Annotated in this window: 13 protein-coding genes; 3 read left to right on the top strand and 10 right to left on the bottom strand. The window is 49.5% G+C overall.

From position 1 onward, the window contains the following. Window positions 1–9: 9 nt before the first annotated feature. Entirely contained in the window at window positions 10–1,080 is a 1,071-nt protein-coding gene (locus VSQ83_RS24995) for a DsbA family protein (protein WP_326427833.1), read from the top strand. A gap of 57 nt (window positions 1,081–1,137) precedes the next feature. On the opposite strand, the gene VSQ83_RS24990 is transcribed toward VSQ83_RS24995, so the two are convergent. From VSQ83_RS24990 to VSQ83_RS24970, 5 genes are read right to left on the bottom strand one after another with little or no spacing between them, the layout of a single operon-like run. Further along, a complete protein-coding gene (locus VSQ83_RS24990; RefSeq protein WP_326427832.1) occupies window positions 1,138–5,601 on the bottom strand; it encodes an LPD1 domain-containing protein in 4,464 nt (1,487 codons plus the stop codon). A 2-nt stretch (window positions 5,602–5,603) separates the two neighbouring features. Beyond that, on the bottom strand, window positions 5,604–6,737 hold the full coding sequence (locus VSQ83_RS24985) for a hypothetical protein (protein WP_326427831.1): 1,134 nt from the start codon (window positions 6,735–6,737) through the stop codon (window positions 5,604–5,606). Between the two features lie 10 nt (window positions 6,738–6,747). Continuing rightward, window positions 6,748–7,812: a hypothetical protein gene (locus tag VSQ83_RS24980; RefSeq protein WP_326427830.1), complete on the bottom strand. Its 1,065-nt coding sequence runs from the start codon at window positions 7,810–7,812 to the stop codon at window positions 6,748–6,750. Continuing rightward, window positions 7,802–8,446, bottom strand: a complete 645-nt coding sequence (locus VSQ83_RS24975) for a hypothetical protein (protein ID WP_326427829.1) — start codon at window positions 8,444–8,446, stop codon at window positions 7,802–7,804. The genes VSQ83_RS24980 and VSQ83_RS24975 overlap by 11 nt, the downstream gene beginning before the upstream one ends. Then, window positions 8,439–8,951 (bottom strand): type IVB secretion system protein IcmW, encoded by a 513-nt coding sequence (locus VSQ83_RS24970; RefSeq protein ID WP_326427828.1) that lies wholly within the window; start codon window positions 8,949–8,951, stop codon window positions 8,439–8,441. Before VSQ83_RS24970 ends, VSQ83_RS24975 begins: the two co-directional genes overlap by 8 nt. A 100-nt stretch (window positions 8,952–9,051) precedes the next feature. Here VSQ83_RS24970 and VSQ83_RS24965 point away from each other — a divergent pair, with 100 nt between their 5' ends. Further along, complete coding sequence (locus VSQ83_RS24965; protein ID WP_326427827.1) at window positions 9,052–9,573, top strand: hypothetical protein; 522 nt, start codon at window positions 9,052–9,054, stop codon at window positions 9,571–9,573. After that, complete coding sequence (locus VSQ83_RS24960) at window positions 9,566–11,920, top strand: DotA/TraY family protein (RefSeq protein WP_326427825.1); 2,355 nt, start codon at window positions 9,566–9,568, stop codon at window positions 11,918–11,920. The genes VSQ83_RS24965 and VSQ83_RS24960 overlap by 8 nt, the downstream gene beginning before the upstream one ends. Before the next feature lie 76 nt (window positions 11,921–11,996). On the opposite strand, the gene VSQ83_RS24955 is transcribed toward VSQ83_RS24960, so the two are convergent. The 5 genes from VSQ83_RS24955 to VSQ83_RS24935 form a co-directional block, all read right to left on the bottom strand. After that, the gene (locus VSQ83_RS24955) at window positions 11,997–12,875 is read right to left on the bottom strand and encodes a hypothetical protein (protein ID WP_326427824.1); all 879 of its coding nucleotides are present in this window, start codon (window positions 12,873–12,875) and stop codon (window positions 11,997–11,999) included. 1,268 nt (window positions 12,876–14,143) lie between these two features. Continuing rightward, entirely contained in the window at window positions 14,144–15,214 is a 1,071-nt protein-coding gene (gene parM, locus VSQ83_RS24950) for a ParM/StbA family protein (RefSeq protein WP_326427823.1), read from the bottom strand. Window positions 15,215–15,231: 17 nt separating this feature from the next. After that, window positions 15,232–15,531, bottom strand: coding sequence for an IcmT/TraK family protein (icmT, locus tag VSQ83_RS24945; RefSeq protein WP_169873016.1), 300 nt, complete (start codon window positions 15,529–15,531; stop codon window positions 15,232–15,234). Continuing rightward, window positions 15,531–16,742: an ATPase, T2SS/T4P/T4SS family gene (locus VSQ83_RS24940; RefSeq protein ID WP_326427822.1), complete on the bottom strand. Its 1,212-nt coding sequence runs from the start codon at window positions 16,740–16,742 to the stop codon at window positions 15,531–15,533. The genes icmT and VSQ83_RS24940 overlap by 1 nt, the downstream gene beginning before the upstream one ends. Continuing rightward, window positions 16,742–17,506 (bottom strand): type IV secretory system conjugative DNA transfer family protein, encoded by a 765-nt coding sequence (locus tag VSQ83_RS24935; protein WP_326427820.1) that lies wholly within the window; start codon window positions 17,504–17,506, stop codon window positions 16,742–16,744. Before VSQ83_RS24935 ends, VSQ83_RS24940 begins: the two co-directional genes overlap by 1 nt. Window positions 17,507–18,041 lie beyond the last annotated feature (535 nt).

The raw sequence follows: 18,041 nt of genomic DNA, 5'->3' as shown, positions 1-18,041 counted from the left end.
AGCACATGCATGACCTCTATCCATGAAAGGAAAACCCAATTTTTTACGCCCTCTAGGCTCAAATTCGGCGCTTTGGGCTTCGCCATTTTCGTTGGGCTTGGGGTCGGTGGCTATGTCCTTTACGGCAGTAAATCTGGTTTGGTTAATGCAGCTACGTCTGTTGACGCAACATCTAATGATATTGAGCATAGCGTTTCAGTGCCGGTTTCAACCCCGACTGGACCCGACACATCGCTCATTCAGCGCCTGATGCCAGACGCGCAAATTCGCGGTACCGAAAAAATCGATTTCGGCCTGGGTACTTATGTTTGGGAGGTCGACATGCTCGCGGATAAAGCGAACCTGCAATCGTCAGGGTTCGCTTACCTTTCTGCAGACGGCACCAAATTACTCAATGGGCCAATGATGGATAAACGCAGCCGCGTAATGGCTCTTAATCAGGCTCCAGTGGTACCCGATTTGCCTACAGCGCCAATTCGGCCTGATGTGAGTCAGATGCCTACTCAGGCTGCCCAAGATTTCAATCAGGAGCAGGCTTTCAACCCTCAGCCTGCCATTGAGGCCCAAGTAAAGAAGGCTGCATATCAACGTGAGCAGTTCTATGCAGGCATATCCCAGCTGAACTACATCAGCTCCACCACAGGCTCCAACATTGCTTACGTCTTATTTGATCCGTTGTGCTCTGCTTGCGCCAAGCTGTACAAACAGTCATCGGCTATAGCTGCTGCTTACGATGTAGAGTTCCGCTGGATTCCCATCGTTATCACTGAGCAGAGCTACCCTATCTCTGCACTGCTGCAGAAAACCTTCATGGCCGACAAGGGTAAAGGCCTTGAGGTTCTGGATCAGATCCTAACCAAGCAGTGGAAGGCTGAAGATCATTTGCTGGAAATTTCTGCGCTGACGGAGGCTGACTATGAACAGGTTAAGCCTGCAGTGACTGTCTTTGTTGAGATCGCACGCGCAGTACCTGGTATCGGTACACCTTTCGTGATGTTCAAAAATGCATCTAATCAGGTTGAGGCTTTTGGTGGCGTTCCGCTGTCAACTGACTGGGGTAGCTTGCAAGTTAAAAAGTAATTTGGTGTTGTTGAAACCCGCTTGCATTGCGCCAAGCGGGTGATGATGATTTGCGGCTTAGCCCATTCTCATCGAGGGCTGACTGGCAACCGATGTCTCCCTTATTTCCCTGACTTCTGGTGGTAGGGGTAAATGCAGCGTAATACCCCTGCCTTCTGCTAGCCCTGACACTGCACCATTTCGGATAGCTAGCTCTCCAGTCATGAATGCGGAGAAAAGTGACTTCGCCTTCTCCCCTCCCAGTAGCGCAGCTACCTCTGTTACGCCGTCCACAAAGCCCCGCACTTTATAAAACTCCGTGAGTCTTTGCTCACTTAGGTCCAGCTTTCCTGCAGACCACATTTGGAAAGCGTACGCCTGCATCTCAGACGGACTTTCCATCGCGGCATTGATACCTACTTCCGAGAGGCCATGCATGCGCATGGTCTCTGTGACATACAGAGAGAGAGGTCCATCATTTCTAAACACTGTCTGTAGGGATAGACGTTCATCAGCGGTCAGTAGCTTAGCCTCGCACGCATGCCAAGCCTCGTGATAGAAGGTCTCGCGGTCAGCGTATTGCTCATTGAGCGCTAATACGTCGAGTGCCGAGCTGTAAAAGCCTGCCTTTGCGCCCTCTTCATTGAAGAGCATGAATTTTGGCGTCGAACGTTCAAACAATCGGTTCAACTCGTTCATACCCAGATCGACAATGTCTTGTGCCGATAAAGGGAATGAACTCCGCTCTTCACTGTGCAGTACAGGCATCTCAATGTCCCCAAGGATCGGATGAGTCACCTTACGGACCTCAAGCTCTACAGCTTCCAACAGAGGCGAAACCCATTTATTGATACGCTCAAGGTGTTCCTTGTTTGGGTAGGAAGCTCCACCTTTACCATCAGCTACCAAGTAATCATTTCTCTTGCCCTGATATTGGAGTTGGTCGGCGAACCATACCTCCATTGCCCTAGCAAACATTTCTGCTGGTTGCGCCAGATAGTCGTCGTCCTTCGAGGACGCCATCATGTCGGATAGTTCTACGTAGTTTCCAATTACTCCGGGGTCAGTACCTGGTGCGGGTTTACGCATGATGGCCACCTGCAAATCCCTGAATGCAGACCGTACTGGTTCACGCAGACTGGATTCATTGATTATTGGTAAAGCACCTGGTCGCTGTAACGAATAAGAAAAGGTATCGAGCAGGTCTTGCGGCTTACCCGTGTGGATATGGCCGAAGTGGTTGGCAAGAGCATGGAAGTATTCGTGGGCTAGAGAGCCATCTCCGGACATTCTCGTGAGATTGATCGCATAGTTGGCGGGCTCAAAGTGAGCAGCTGCTGAACGGCTCCCCCCCTCGCCACGTGAACCAATGCACAATCCAAGTCTACCCCCCAAACTAAGAGCCATTGGCTCCCAGCCGAGCACCGACGCAAAGTCCATCATAGAGTCATAGGAAAGATTCAAATGCTTCTCGCGTTCTTTTTGATTCGTCCAGTTACCGTACTCAACCCCGCTAAAACCGAAGGTCTTCAGAAAGTCCTCTGAAATTACCGACACACCTTTTCGGTAGTCATCCCCCACACGGACAACATCCCCGCGCATTACACGTGAACCCGAGGCTGGTCTTGTTACCTTTTTGGACTTCAGGTGATCATCCCACGTCGCATCTTTGAGAACGCTCCGCATAGAAGCCGAATCAGTGAAGGGGGAGTAGTGCCCTACTTTCAGTCCAGGCATTCCTCGTACCTTGATTTCTTTGTAAACCCCTTTCACTGAGTCGCTTTGGCACGTCGCACGAGTAAACAGCTTGAATTCAATATCAAGCAATGCACCATTAATGAATTTTGTATCATGCCGCTCTGTGTCCGGCAGTTCACCGCTCTTCACTTTCTCAATCAGATCAGCTGTACCGTCGCGCATACCCGCGATAAGGTCCGTAAACGCCTTTACATGCTCTGTGGCCAGCGACTTGGGGGCTTTCGGGAGGCTTTTCCACAACGTATCAATGGCTATCGCTGTGTGTAGGTGCAGCCCTTTCTCCTTCATTTCCTCAAAGCTTGTGCGCGGCCAGATCAACTCCCTCTTCACATAAATCTCTTTTTGTTCGGCGCTCATCTTTCCTGCGTGGAGCAACAAATCATCGCGGCTGAAGTTACGAATATCTTTGCGTGCATATCCTGCAACCACTCCAGTGTCTTGATAGTCACCACTAGCGCCCTCAACCACCTTTTCCAGTCCAGATCGTTCACCCGCGATCAATGAGCATAATTCAGGGTCCGAGAATGAAATTGCGTCGAAAACTGCAAACTTTGCTTTGAGTTTGTATACCTCTTTCGTTTGAACCATCGCTTTGCCGAGTACCGCATCTCGGTTTTCAAGGACTGCATCGTCCGTACCTGGAACACCAAATGTATAGTATTTTTTTTTCTGACCTAACGCGGCGAGTGCAACAACAACACCCTGGTTTCCCCTGAGATTATTTGTGACTGCTTTAATGACTCGTTGGAAACCTGACTCTGACCATTCAGTGATACGGCCTTGAAACGATCTCATTAGCTCGTTCTTAACCCACTCGGCAACCTTGCTCTCATCTGCATTCTTCGTGGCTTCAATCGCCTTGTGGAAGCGTGCAACAAGCGGAAAGGAATCCAAACGCAGCTTAGCCACCGCAAGCTCTTCAGTGCGCTCTCCAACCAAGTCGTTGACTGAAAGGGCCTCAAGAACCTGCTCCATTGCAGAAACAGCGTCAGCATGGTTTTCCAGGGGGATGATGCGCATCCGCTTTGGGCTGGTGCAGGTGAGGTGAGGGATCTTTCGAGATAGATCTGCCACCTCGCTACTTTCATAGCTCATCGACATTTGAGCGAATGAAAGCTTCGCGTCAATTGGTTGGATGCTTGCATGCGTTGGGCTTTGAAGCTCGCGCAAGATGTCAGCTACAGATACCAGAGAGACTGTGTCGTGGGAGATGCCAAGACTCAGCTGCCCATGGCTCATACCCCTAACATCGCTGGGCACCGGATAGTTGAAAAGAGTGAGGCTTACTCCTTCGCCTTTCTCAATTCCGTATAGCGCTTCTTTGGCGACACCATACTTGTCACCTGCAACAGTGATAATCGACATGAGTTGATTTTGGGTGATATTGCTTCCCAGTCCGGAGGACTCCAGTTCATTGAGCGCATTCGTAACGCGATAGCCTCTATAGAACTCAAGCGGGATAGCGCTTTCAACGCCTGCAGCTGCGCCGAGGGATTGGGCATCTCTTTCAAATTCGGCAATACGTAACCGCAGCTGCTCGTCTAACTCACTGGCCACTTGGTCATAATGTATCAGCCCGTTATCAAGGACCATTGCTGGGGTTACAGAATCAGTGACAGAGTAAAAGCCGAGTCCATTATATGAGCCGATTCTCACCGCTAAACCTGCGCTTGATGGGGTCATCGAGCGATTTTGGGCGAGACAAAAGCCTATTCCTGTTGGACCATAATAATGTTGTGAGACTGCATGTAGATTTGACTCGATTGATTCCAGTACACCCTGTACTTCATCGAGCATTACTGCGAGCGCGTCGTCATCTTTGGCCCTACTTGATAAATCCACTTTCCAACGATCTTGGGGGAAGTAGATGCACGTCTTGAGGAATGCAACAACTGCTTGCCCTGCTTCATTCGACAAGTCAGCAAGGCGGAACTCAATCGTAGGTTTGTAGGGTGCTGTAGAGGTATTCGCAAGCTCGGACCCAGCTGCCACACTCTGGTTTCTAGACCACTCTTCACCTGCATCCAAAAACTGAACCTGTTGTCGACTGACTTGGCCAAGTGTGGATGCAGAGATCCCGCCAACAAAGCGAGGGCCCCCTTCATAAACCCAGACTTTGGCATCCCCCACGCGCAGTGGCATTGCCAGTCGGCCCTTGTGAATCACGCCCTCGGAGTCAGCCCAATTCACGGTGTCGCCACTATGCAAAATGCATTTGCCACGCGGCACCACCTGATTAAGGTCAACTCCTCCCCAGCCTTTAAACGCGGCGTAATCGAGCGCATCTCCCACTAAGGTTTTCTGGTGACGCATCCTGGCAAACGCCAACTCTGCGACGGCGTCAGCTTCTGGTGTGGAGTCACCTGCTAACGCCGACTCCACATGACTCCACGCTACAGCCTTGGAGGTAACGTCATGGAAGCTCATCTCAAAGAGCACAGCATCCAAGTTACTTTGCCAAAGCTTAACAATTTCGTCCTGAACGGAAAGAGGCACTGGGTTTACCTGGGTCTCCTCTTGCGCGTTGACCAGATCCTCGGGCCGGAATCCAGTCAGAATAATTGAGGGCGAAAGGTACTGGAACTCTGACTGGGTCACCGGTCCAACGCGCAGCCATGCGCGACTCCCCTTTTTGAACCCCAGATCGTCCAGACGTGCGCTCCAATCTGCTGGGGCGCGCTCGACAGTGGTTATGAGCTTGTTCTTCACCATCACGGGATTGAACAAGGCTTCTCCGTGCTGCCCCCAAATGGAGGGAAGCGAGGAATCACGAACAGTTGCCATTCCTACATCCTTGGGCTTGAGTTGTACCCGAAGGTCTCAGCTACTTTGCTGAACATTGACTTGAGAAAATCGGCAACCTGGTCAATTAACTTGTCGAGACGTTGGCTCAGCGTATTCCCATTATGGTCATGGAGGGAGTCGAGCATTTCCTTGTGCTTATCGCTGACGCCCTTCAGTTTGTTGGCGATCTCGCCTTCAAGGTGATCACCGGATAAACCCGCCGCGACACCAGCCAATGCAGCCTGATTGGTCTTGGTCGATAGAGTGCCAATAGACTGAAGCAGGTCGTCAAACATCTGCCTGTTAGCAGGATTTGCCATGAACTCCTTCACGAACTCAGTCTTGTGGTCCCCTTTAAGGCCCTTGATGCCAGCCTTAAACCCATTGGCATCTAACCTATTCAGGATTCCGTCCATATTCTGAATATGAGAGTCCATTTCCCCTGTCAGCTTTGTGTACTTACGGGTGTTGATCGAGGTATTGATCGAGTTTCCACCAGCGCGGAACATTTGAGCCAAGCTCGCGAGACCGGCACCGCCGAGCATGCTCATGCCTTGGATCAAACCGACTTCCTGGCGCTGAGCTTGTTGGTCGCCCAACATGCCTGGTGCTTGAGCCCGCGCAATACCTTCTGAGGTATCCGAGCCCTGTTGACGCTGCGCTGCAGCGAAAGCAGCGTTGATGTCATCAGCATTGTTTGTGGGACTCTGTGATAACGAATCACCAGCTGGGTTTTGGGAAGGCGCTTCACCGAATGATTCACCCAGTTGATCCATCAGGCTATCCTGCGAAGCGTCTGCAGGGTTCAATGAGGCCTTCTCTGTTTCTGCATCAGCTTTCGGCTCTAAATCTGTGCCAAGATCCAATTCTTCGTCGAAGAGAGCCGCATCGAGCAAAGCATCGTCTGTCATCTCCTCGCTAGATACCTCGGAATCGGTTTTGCCTTGAGAAGCAAATGCACTGCTTAGAAGAGCGTCCATATCGCTTAGGTCTAGGCTTGGCTCAATTCGTAGATCGTTGTCTGCGCGATCAAGAGCAGCTTGTGCTCGTACAGCTTGCAACTCCTCTTCTGCGGAAATACTTGTATCTAGGCTTGCAGTAAGCTTTGTATCTGACTCAATTTCATTACCCAACATAAAAATCTCCTTAGCGTGTCTGCAAGCCATCTTTTGAAATTTCACGAATTTCTTTCATTGCAGAAAGAATAGACTGTTCGCGTTGTATCTTATTACTGCGACCCTGCTGATAGAGCAGCTCTGCTTGCGCGAGAACCATTTCTTTCAATAAAGAAACCTCACTCACGTTTGTAGCTACCCCCTTGATCCAAGAAGGCGACAGCGCTCTGTAATTGGCACCCAATTCATCAACCTGGTACGAAGATAACTTGCCAGTTGTCCAAAGCGCTTTTGTTTCTTTATCCATGCTCTCGACATAATAAGACAACTGATCTTTAAATGACTCAGAGTTGATATATTGAATGCGCGAACTTTCGTCCTGATCGAGAATGAATTGAGCCGCTTCTTGGCGGCTCTTAAGCACCTTCATCTGCGACAAACCTTCCCGTTCACCCTGCGAACCGTTTTTCTCTATGCGCAATATTTCTTCGGCGGGTGGTAACTCCACAGGATATGGGTTAGTAGTGGCATCTCGGACCAGCCGGTGCTTTGCAATTGCTGCGGCATCGTTTGGAATAGGTTCGCCAGAGAGAATGATAGTTGGATCAGATTTTTCTTTCTCGGCGAAGACTTCTAGCACCTTTGTAATCGAATATTCTTTCCGACTTTCACCTGGGGGTAGATTAGCGCCACGAGAATTATAGCTCGCTGTTTTTAAGGCTAAAGTCTTTCGCACTGCCGACGATGCGCCTTTACTTCCTGACCGGATACCTGCTGTTGCTGCCTGCGAACACGCGAGTCGAGGCTTGGCAATAGACGGGTCCATTGTGTATGCGTTCTTAATACGCTGCTCAGTCACACCCTGCGATGTTGCAATAGCAGTTTGAATGCCCAGCGATGTCCGCATGACATAGTCATCGGCATTAAGTAGGGCTTCGGTTTGCATACGCATAGCATCGATTATGGAATGCGCGGCGTTAAAAGTCGCATCTTGGCAGTTGTAACAATAAACAGGTATGCCAACAGCAAATGACTTCGAAGACGCTGCTAAGATTGCCGTGGCAAGAGCAACCTGCAAGATTTTTTTAGAGCCCATCCATAGCATCCTTAACACCTTTATCAATGGTGTTTTCAATACGTGGAGTTCGGTCACTAGCAGCGTTAGGCAAGCTATTCGTAACTGCTTTAGTTTGCTCTCTAGAAATTTCTCGTGCCTTGGCTGCAGCAGCATCTGCCACCTTATCTGCGACGATAGCTCCAAAGTCATAGGTTTCTGTTTGCACACCTCCGGAGCCATTAGTTGCTCCAACGCCTATAGATGCGACTCCATAAGGATCTGAGATGTTGTAGCTCAATTTCCCAGCAATACCAGCTATAAAGTCATTCGCAAACTTACAACTCATGTCGCGAATTTTAGCCATGATTCCGCTCATTAAGGCTCCAGTTGATGGAATCCTCATGCGCAGCAAGGTATCTAACGTGTCAAGGATTGGCAGGCACGACGCATCCTTAACGTTGGGGGCGGTTTCGATCTGATTTGCAATTGGCACTTCAAGATTTTTCTTGTAAATACCAACTGCCATTTCGTCCATCTTCCGAACGTTGGCAGTCATCATGTCATCGATGTCGCAAGCCGAATCCGTAGTGGTTACGGTTTCAGCTTGAGCAAAATTAATTGGCAGCACTAAACAACCGCACAGCAGTAGTGCTGTTGGCTTCAGCTTATTCATGTCGGGTTTCTCTGATGGTTCTGATAGCTTCTGCTATCGCATTGGTTCGGTTATCACCGAAAACCCGCCCTAAAAGCTCCCCCCTGTGCACGACCATTACTCGCTCAAAAAACAGATCCGCAAACCTGCCTGATCCACCGCCCACTCGACCCAACGCCAGTGCAAAACGGTTTACAAAATTCGGCGAATTCCTGTCCATTACCTCTAACAGCCTAAAGAACCTGGAAGACGCCACCCAAGCCAGTAATTCTGCGAGCGCCGCTGCCATGTAGGGCTTATGCATGTCCTTTACCCATGTCTCGTGCTCGCTTAGCTCGATGAGTTGATTCAACACCCCGTCAAGCTCTTCATCACCGCCTTTGTTCAGCCAAACCTCTTGGCTATCCATCCAAGTCATCAACCGGGCCAGAGAATCTCCCAAGTCTTTCCAGCGCTGGGCGACGACAGCAGAGTCAAGCAAACCCCCATCTAGACTGGCTCCATGGGAGCAAACTGATTCACTCAAGGTGTTCTCCCTAAACCTTTTTAACAATGTATCGTATTTTTATACCATACTTATTCGAGCTTGCCTAAACGGCGTGTAGTAGCCCATAGCGAGAATAAACATGGAAAAAACCACCCCCACGGACCTGCGACCTGAGGCTGCTAGCGCCCAACCAATGCAGGCGCCTAGTCCAAAAAAAGGGAGCCCTTTTGTTGGCGCCCTCAAGTGGTTGCTCGCCACCAAATCTTGGTCAAATCAAGCGTCCATCCTTAAGAAGCGTGGGTCATTCCCCCTTCTACGCCATGTACTGAAGAACCAAGTCATTTCGAATCGAATAATTATTCCGACGGAAGCCATCAGCGACCACCTGATCGCGAAGTCAATTATTGGCCATCGGATAATTCTCGCTGCGTCATCAATTACGTGTTTTTACTCGCTCATGCTCATTCCTCGCGGAGTGGCCATTGGCGTAAAACTAGACTCTTGGTTCAACGCCTCTCTTGTACTTGCCACACCATTACTTATTTACTCAGGCCTGAAGATCTTGATGAGTCTGAAGGTATTAAGGGCTTTAAATGAAGAGCTTGATTCAAGAGAGCATGCACAGGCGCAATCTACGGTTAGAGGTGGCGCTGATGCTTAAGCGCAATATTTCAATTCCAAAGTATGGTTTATACATAGCGGCGTTGACCCTTTTCTTTGGGGCTGGACTGGCGCATGCAGACGAGGGGTTCAAAATTGAATCACTCGCTTCCGTTTCGAATGCGGGTTATGACTTTGGGCAAAAAATAATAAACTGGGTCACCTACGGTTCTGACACGGGGTCGCATGGCGAGAAGTCTTTGCTCTCTGTGCTTTCCTTGACGCTAAATACCATTGGCCTATTCATGATGGCTGTGCTGATGGTTTTTGGTGGTGGCAACTACATCATTCAAACCGCCAATAAAGGCGTCCCTGGTGGACAGGTTATTTCATCTTTCTGGATGCCTCTGCGTATGGCAGTGGCTAGTCTGATGATGATTCCACTGACATCAGGTTTCTCTGCAATGCAATATGGAGTCACTTCTGTTGCAGAGATGGGTAATACCCATGCAAACATACTTGAAGAAAAAGGGCTAAATTATATCTACGATTTTGGCGTATATCGTCCAATATCAATTATAAATGGTGAGGATGTAATTTTTAGTTGGATAGGTTCTGAAGTTTGTAGGCAATACATCAATTCCTATACCAAAGCAGAAACAATCGGATATACAGTCTCGACTGTTGGAGATGTGCACAAAGGTTTTGTCAATAAAATACAATACCCTTACAAAGAGTCCTCAAGCTCCTTTCGAGCGGCGAACCCTCGTTCAGAATACTGCGGTGCGATCACCATTAGCGCACCTGCAAAAGGCAAAATCCCCGATAGCACTGGTATGGCGGAATTCGCTAAGAAAACTGATATTTCTACCCAAGTAGCTACAGATGCCCAGTCGAAGTTGGTTTCTTTATTGAATGGGCTCCGTCCTGAAATCGCCTCTATAGCTGCAAAAATTATGGCCGATCAAAGCGCACTGCAAAATATGCAGTCAAACGGATCAGGGGCTCAAGCGACCTTTGAGAAAGCTTTAAATGAGGCAAGAGGCAAATCTTCTGGCTTAGTAGGCGAAATAAATTCGGTACTAAAAAAATACAACGAAGGCCGTCAATCAATTGTTGCTCAAGCTGTTAACACAGCCAACACTGCTGGGCGCGACGGCATGGACTGGAAAAAGCAGACCATTGATGGTGGCTGGCCATTGCTAGGTACTGTCTTCTGGCAGGTGAGTAACGGGCAGTCTCAAATCAATAGTCTGGCCCAGCTCATGGTAGCCACAACCTCGGACCCCCAGATTGATGGTGAGTGGGCTCAGGACCAAAGGCTCGACGAGTTGTCCCAGCGTGTCGTCAACGTTAAAAAAGCATACGGAAGTTCAGGTGCCAGCATGCTGGCAGATGGCTCTCCAGGCCAAGTGATACCGTCACTATCTGCAATATCAATGTCAGGGAGTGAGGGTGCTGGCATGTACGATGCCATAAAAATGTCCCTGTACAACATGCTCAGCTCTATCACAAGAAGTGCTTTGCAGATGAACTCGCCAGATGACCTGATCATCAACATCCAGTTTATCGGGTCGGCAATTGGCGCAGGCGCTGAAGCCATGTATTTGACTAAAGCAGGCGTATTTACCGGCGCTACCTTCCTTGCAAAAACGGCTGAGATGGCAGGCGACGCTTTAAGCTCTAACGTGTTCTCGTGGGCCACTGGAACTGGCACAGCAGCAAAGTTTGTTGGTGGAGTTGGATCGGTGACGATTGCCGTCATTGATGCCATGTCAAAATTCTTGTTTCCACTCATAGACCAAATGCTGGCGATATTGATTGCCGTTGGATTTATAGCTGGTGTGGTCCTTCCAACAGTCCCGCTGAGCATCTGGTTTATGGGTGTTATCTCATGGATGCTTTTCTACATTGAATGCTTGCTTGTCTCCCCTTTCTGGCTAGCCGCACACGGTACTGCAGAGAAAGAGGGTTGGGGCACCGAACATACCCGCCAGGGCTACATGCTAATGATTGGTCTGTACTTAAATCCAATTCTTCGTGTGGCTGGTTTTTTTGCGATTTTTATTGCCCTCAAGCCGGTTGCTTACCTCGTCTCGTGGTTTTTTGACTACATAGCAGGCGTGCTTCAATCTGGGTTCGTGAACCTGTTTTCATCTGTTGGCGGCGTCGTCATTGGGATCTTGTTCGCCTATACCGCAATCATTCGGTGCTTCTCTCTCCCCTCTGAGCTTTTTGAAAAGGGATTACGCTGGGTCAACGGTGGCCACGAAGTTACAGGCGATGGACACAGCGAAGAAAAGGCCCGAGGCAACTTCATGGCATTTGTGAGTAAAGGCGAGCATGCCGCCTCTCGACCAATGCAGTTTGCTCAGAAGAAACCTTCACCTGCCACGGGCGCTGGCTAAGCACAAATTATCAAGGCAAAAAAAACCAGCTCGATGAGCTGGTTTTTTTTGGCCTGTAGCAAAGGGATGGTCAACTTCACTTCATCAACGGTACTGCCATGCTACCCACTGCCAGGATGACGAATGCGAACATGAAAAGACCCGCAAGTGGATTTGACCCCGTCACCATCAGCTTGTTGAACCAAGTACCTGATTCTGGTTGTGCAAAGACAAAACCATCACGATATGCAACCTCCAACCATTTTCGCATCATGGTTACGCCTGCCACCTGAAACGCAAGAACCGAGGCCACCGCGAGCACACCGATAGTGAAAGCTATCTTGGCCAGGCGGTATATGAAGTCCAACAAGCCGTCCCTCATCAGCAGCAGCCCCGCAACACCTTCTACTAAGTCTACGGCCTTGCCTGCATTCCATGGGAGGACATAGGCCCACTCAATCAGCACGACGCCAATCACTGAACCAGCAACAAGCATTGGATAACTCTCACGCGCATAGCTGTAGCCAGAGAGCTTTCCAGCGATCACTGCGTTACGAAGAGCCCCCACTGCTCGTGGGCCAAAGACCAACAAAGAAAGTAGCCCGACTACCAGGCACCCTGCGCCCACTTTCATCTGCATGAATGCAATCGCAAAGAACACCAAAGCAACGAACCAAGCTGAAACTTTCCAAAGGGGCCAGACTTCGCTGAACCAGTTCCCAGTCGATTCGCGGCTGTAGTAGAACTTGTACTTGCGCTGAGCCCCTTCACCTTTCGAAGCAACGCCCATAGCTCCGTAGCGTTGCGCTAGGCAAAGAAGAATCTTTGACTCCACGCCTAGTGGACCGCCCATCCATGGCAGCGCTACAGGAGCCTGGGGATTGTTGCGCACAGACTGAGCAGCTTGGTCGAGGATTTCATTACAAGCGCTGAAGCCTGTAGCCTTTCCGTTCAAGCAATCCGTTTTGGTATTCATTTGTCATCCCTAAGCATGGTCTAAATTGGCCTGATCCTATACTGCTGCCAAAACCCCTCTGTGTCAATAAATAAATACCATATTTTTTTATTAGAATGCCTGCGTCTTCAATGGTAGGATGCGCCCCATTCAATACTACGCAACCTCGGGATTCATATGGCAGGACGACCTCGGCTCGAAGGCAACCACGTCACGGCCACCACTTTTAAACTACGCCCTGAGCTACTACAGGTCGTTACAAGTGGCGCCTATGCCCTCTCTCAACATCTAACGCGTGAACATCCTAAAAACCGGCCGCATTCACCCAATAACGCTCTTTGGGTACGCTCGTTGATTTCATTCGCTTTTGACAACAGATCTTGTGTCTCGCATGAAGCTCAGAAGGCTTCAATCGCCGCTGTGACCGCTCGTGTAGACAAGCCGATACTATTAAGCTTGAAATACTCTGAGGAGATTAGGGTCAAGTTGCGGAAGATAGAATGCTCCGTCCAGGCTTTGGACTGGACTGTCGATTTCAATAGTGGTGCCACCCTGAACTTCATCGTCATGGTGTACGGAGAGCACTTCAATCGTTCGCTTGAGTAGTGCCCTACCCGCCTCAATCGAGCAAAGCTCCCCTTAATCCGCATAAAAAAAGGGGCCTTCGGCCCCTGCTTAAATTTCTAGTATCGACCTACCCCATTGCGCCCAGCAAATTGCCTCGGGGCCTACTGCGCACCTGCGTTGGTAATGGAGCTTTGTCACTCGAATCCACACCTTTTCCATCCGCTTCAATCTCTCGGATTACGTTCCCGATGATTGCCCTAGGTGCTTCCTGATTCCGTACAGCCCCAACTTCTGCGATTACTTGCGCTTGAGCTGTGGGTGCCGGGTTCATGGCTTCAAAAACAACTACAGGCTCTCTTGATTCGGGGACTACTACTTTGGCCACAACAGGTGCCTGGTGAGGTTCTGACTGGTACGGAGTCTGTGGCTCAGCAGTTCTTTGAGGTCGGGCCTGAGGCCCGACTTCGACAATCGTGGATGCAACGACTGACTGCCCTTCTTCTTGGCGCAGTTTGGACTTTAGGGCATCAAGCAAGAACTCTTGCAGTACACCTGCCTCTTTCATGGACTCAATCATGTCCATTAGCCGACTCTTTTCACTGTTAAGCGCAACGTCGCTTTCGGTGGCACGGAGCATGAATTGTACGCGAGTCTTAATTTGGCGCGCCGATGCGATAGGTTTGCGTCCAACCATTTAAATATCTACCTGGTGATAAGCGATGTCAGACGTTTTCCAGCTGCGCTACCATGTACTTGAGTACGCCGCGAGCATTTGCAAATTCATCTCCAATGCTGCAAACAGGCACAGCAGTTTTCAATGCCTCACCGAAGAGCACTGCACCGCCGCCAACAAAGTGAATTATCTCAAAATCGTTTATGCGACCTGCCTTAGATTGCATATACGACACAACACGTTGTGTAACGGCTCGGAAAATCACCTGCAAATCTGCGTTCAGATCATGAACTTGGCCACCTGCTTTGTGTGTGCCGGTCTCCATAATACGAGCTAGTGCCCGAGGGGACAGTGCGGACTCATACCCTCCTGAACTGAAGCGTTTCTGATAGGCCTTGTTGATCTCATCTTTAGCATCGAGCACGCCGATCTTGGCAGTACCTGAGTGAGTGTGGTCGATCATAATATTGCCGTCGACCATTCGAATGCAGACGATGTCAGTAGTCGATCCGCCAATATCGACGATCAGGACACTACCGTCATTATCACTCAGCTCTTCGAATGCGTCAGTTTGGTTACAGCTTTCATCCAGTGCCCAGTCGTAGAATGCACTCATACCTTCAGGGAAAACCCTGGCACCTACGATTTTAACCTTCACTTTGTTGTGTTCGGCTACCACGTTGTTCTTGAGAAAATTAGCCTGGGAGCGTTCTTGAATCTCTAGGTTCATCTGCCCGTCTACATTGAAGTAGTCGGCGAAAGGGAGCGTCACTCCGATTTGAACCTCCTTTCCGGCCAAACCCGAGCGGATCAACGCATGATGCATTAGCACCCTGTTTGCCTCTACAAATGGGTAGTTCGAGTTGCGAAGGTCAAGAGGCTGCGTGATGGCCGAGCTACAGGTGTACGTATTGGTGACTTGTCCTTCTTCACCCAATACTTCGTAGGTGTCTTCCTTAACACCACCGACGCTGGTCAGTGTCGAGCCACCAATCTGGATGCTGGTATCGAATTTTGTGCAGACAATCTTCCTTGCTTCGTCGAAAACAACGACTTTGTGGGATGCGTAGCCATTGTCGTCAGCTGCTAGCACTACTTTTTGTTGCGGCTTCTTAGTCATTATCAGCACCTAAATTTTCAATACTTGGCCATTCTGGCCATTTTTCGATTAGTTGTTTTCGTCCGAAACGGTCCTGCGAAGTAATGCCTGAGCCGTTTTAATGCGTACATCACCGTCCAGCCTCTACGCTCAAGAACAACCAGCACTACGATCACGCAAAAACAGACTTTCACGGTGATCCAAAAGGGCAGAACTGGAAGAATGAGCAGCGGAACCAGAACGCTTGTATGAGCTTCCAGTACCTTGAAACTGATTTTTGACTGCTTGCTTACAAATGCGGTGTTGACCACCTCGCCCTTCGGTGTTGTTAGCAGCATCAGATGAACTCCGATTTCAGCTCTCGCTCAAGGGCATACAGGGTCGACTCATCGATGTTGCCGAGTTTGAATTGCCCCTCAGCTGAGGCAAGCAAGCTCAGCCCCTCACGCTCCGTAGCCTCTTTAACAAGCAGCGGGACTTTATCGATGTTGCTCTTCAGCAATTCGTTTCGGATGTCTTGTGTGAACGCCAGAGCTGAACGAATAGCAACAAGCCCATGACCATTCTTGTTTCTTAACAGCCGCTGATGAACGATTAGCCTGGTGTTATCGATCAATGCGTTGGTGACCCGTATGCGTTCGTTTGCTGGAAACGCATCAACCATCCTTGGGATAGTCATGTGGGTACTGCTGGTGTGTGAGGTCGTGTAGGTCGTGTGTGCTGACATCGAGGCCATAACTGCACCATCAATTGTCTCTCTGTCACGTGCCTCGCCAAATACGACCTGGTCGGGATGGCGACGGAGCATATTTCTCACAGCTAAGTCCCATTGCTTGATGTGAGCACCATGACCCGGACGCCCAATTTCCGACTGAATCACTTGACCTGTAATACCTGGGATGTCGTTTAGATCATTTTCAATTGGCGCGTAAAACGTTATGACCCGTTTGGCAGGGAACCCTGTGAGATTTCTGCGCAGAATTGAGTCGAGCAAAGTCGTTTTGCCAGAGCCCGTTGGACCCGTGACAATCACGATCCCAGACGATGGTTGAGAGTTTTCAATGATGTACGGCTCGATTCCTAGCTGCTCAAGCGGGACTACATCCTTCCCTGTTGGTCTAAAAATTATCTCCAGCCCTTCGCCCCCACCAGCGGCCAAACAACCTGTAGCGCAGCAACGGAAGCGAATAGGCTTCTTCACGCCCCTACTCACGATGTAATTGAAGTCTCTAGGCTCGGCCCGCGAGATCTCAAGGGCTGCATTTGGGTCATTCACCAGACCGCCTAAGAGTTCCTGCATTTCTTGCAGATAGAACTTACGTTCACCGAAACGGTAAAGCGTCCCACCTGCTTTCATGACGATCATGTCGCCATTCACCAGAATCAAATCCGACACTTTGTTAACGACGCAATGCAAGAGAAGCGCGTCCAAGAAATCAAGGTTGAGCCGAACAGGCACCTCAATGGTCGGGGCCTCAAGGGTTTTGTTGAGGACCAGAGACGCAACCACACCTTCACGTTGCTCAGATAGACGAGTATTGCCTTGCATTAACGCGTCCATATCGGTGCCCACGTTTGGCTATTTGTGAAGTTGCCCAGCTGGCCAATACCGATAATTTGCTCACCTACGTTCATGGTCCGGCCTTGGAAAGTCACTTGTGAGTTCACCACTTTCAGATCAGCTGGTGAAAACATCGCTCGCGATTCCAGGGTCACGTATTGGTGGCGCCCTTCCACAGCCTTCGTAAGCTGATTCACGCGATCCTTGAACATCTCATCGGCTTGATAGATGCCCGCATTCCATCCTTCTAGTAAGGAACGCTTCCACTCACTTGTTTCGAAGTCATCGCGTGGGAAAAGAGCCTCATGGGGTAACTCAGGTTTTTCGTATCGCTGATACACGTAGTCCCTCCATGTAGGGACCGAGGAGACCACCTGGGCCTCTTCCTGAACGGTGTAACCGGCTTTGACTCGGTGCACCAAGCCGTTTTCCTTTGTGTACTGATCTCGAACCTCAGTAATCGCAGGTATGAGCAGGTGCCCGTCTCTAACGAACTGCGCAAAGTTGAAGGCCACATTGAGTTTTGGCTCAACAGCTTCGAGATAATCCATGATCATCCCGTACCGATAGGCCAAGGCTGTTTGCGCACCCACGCGAAGACCTTCTTGACGCAAGGCATCGGTCCGAAGCTTTCCGCCCTCATCATTGGAAAGCTCTTTCTTGTCTCGCCCCTTCAATTCGCCAATCAATCTCAACTCAGCAGGAGCCTCGATTTGCGATGCGGGCATTTCAGCTACCGGAAAATCGACCATCATTTACCCCGTATAAGAATACTAAACATTGTTACTCGGGACTTTATCACACCTCCAACTCTTGATCTCAGGGGAAGGAGGTGGATGTTCTGTACCACTTAATGCTGAGTAATGTACCACACGTTTTCTATTTACGTACCACATGATGGCCATTTTTGTGCCACATAAATGGCAATTTTCGCTAGCTACAATGCTCTATTACTCATGATCCACCGTGGCTGGTTGCCGAACCTTGAATTAGCCGTAGCTTAAAAAAGTTATTTAAAAGCCGTTCAGTGGCCATTTAAAAGCCATTAAGTGGTCATTTCATAGCCATTAAGTGGTCATTTCTGTGCCACCGAAATGGAAGAGCCATTGGAAAGCCATTAAATGGCTATTTCAAAGCCATTAAGTGGTCATTTCTGTGCCACCGAAATGGAAGAGCCATTGGAAAGCCATTAAATGGCTATTTCAAAGCCATTAAGTGGTCATTTCTGTGCCACCGAAATGGAAGAGCCATTGGAAAGCCATTAAATGGCTATTTCAAAGCCATTAA

The sequence above is a fragment of the Pseudomonas sp. DSV-1 genome (assembly GCF_035830915.1).
GTDB lineage: Bacteria > Pseudomonadota > Gammaproteobacteria > Pseudomonadales > Pseudomonadaceae > Aquipseudomonas.
The sequence above is the reverse complement of the archived record's forward strand: the minus strand, read 5'-3'. Positions and strand labels throughout refer to the sequence as shown.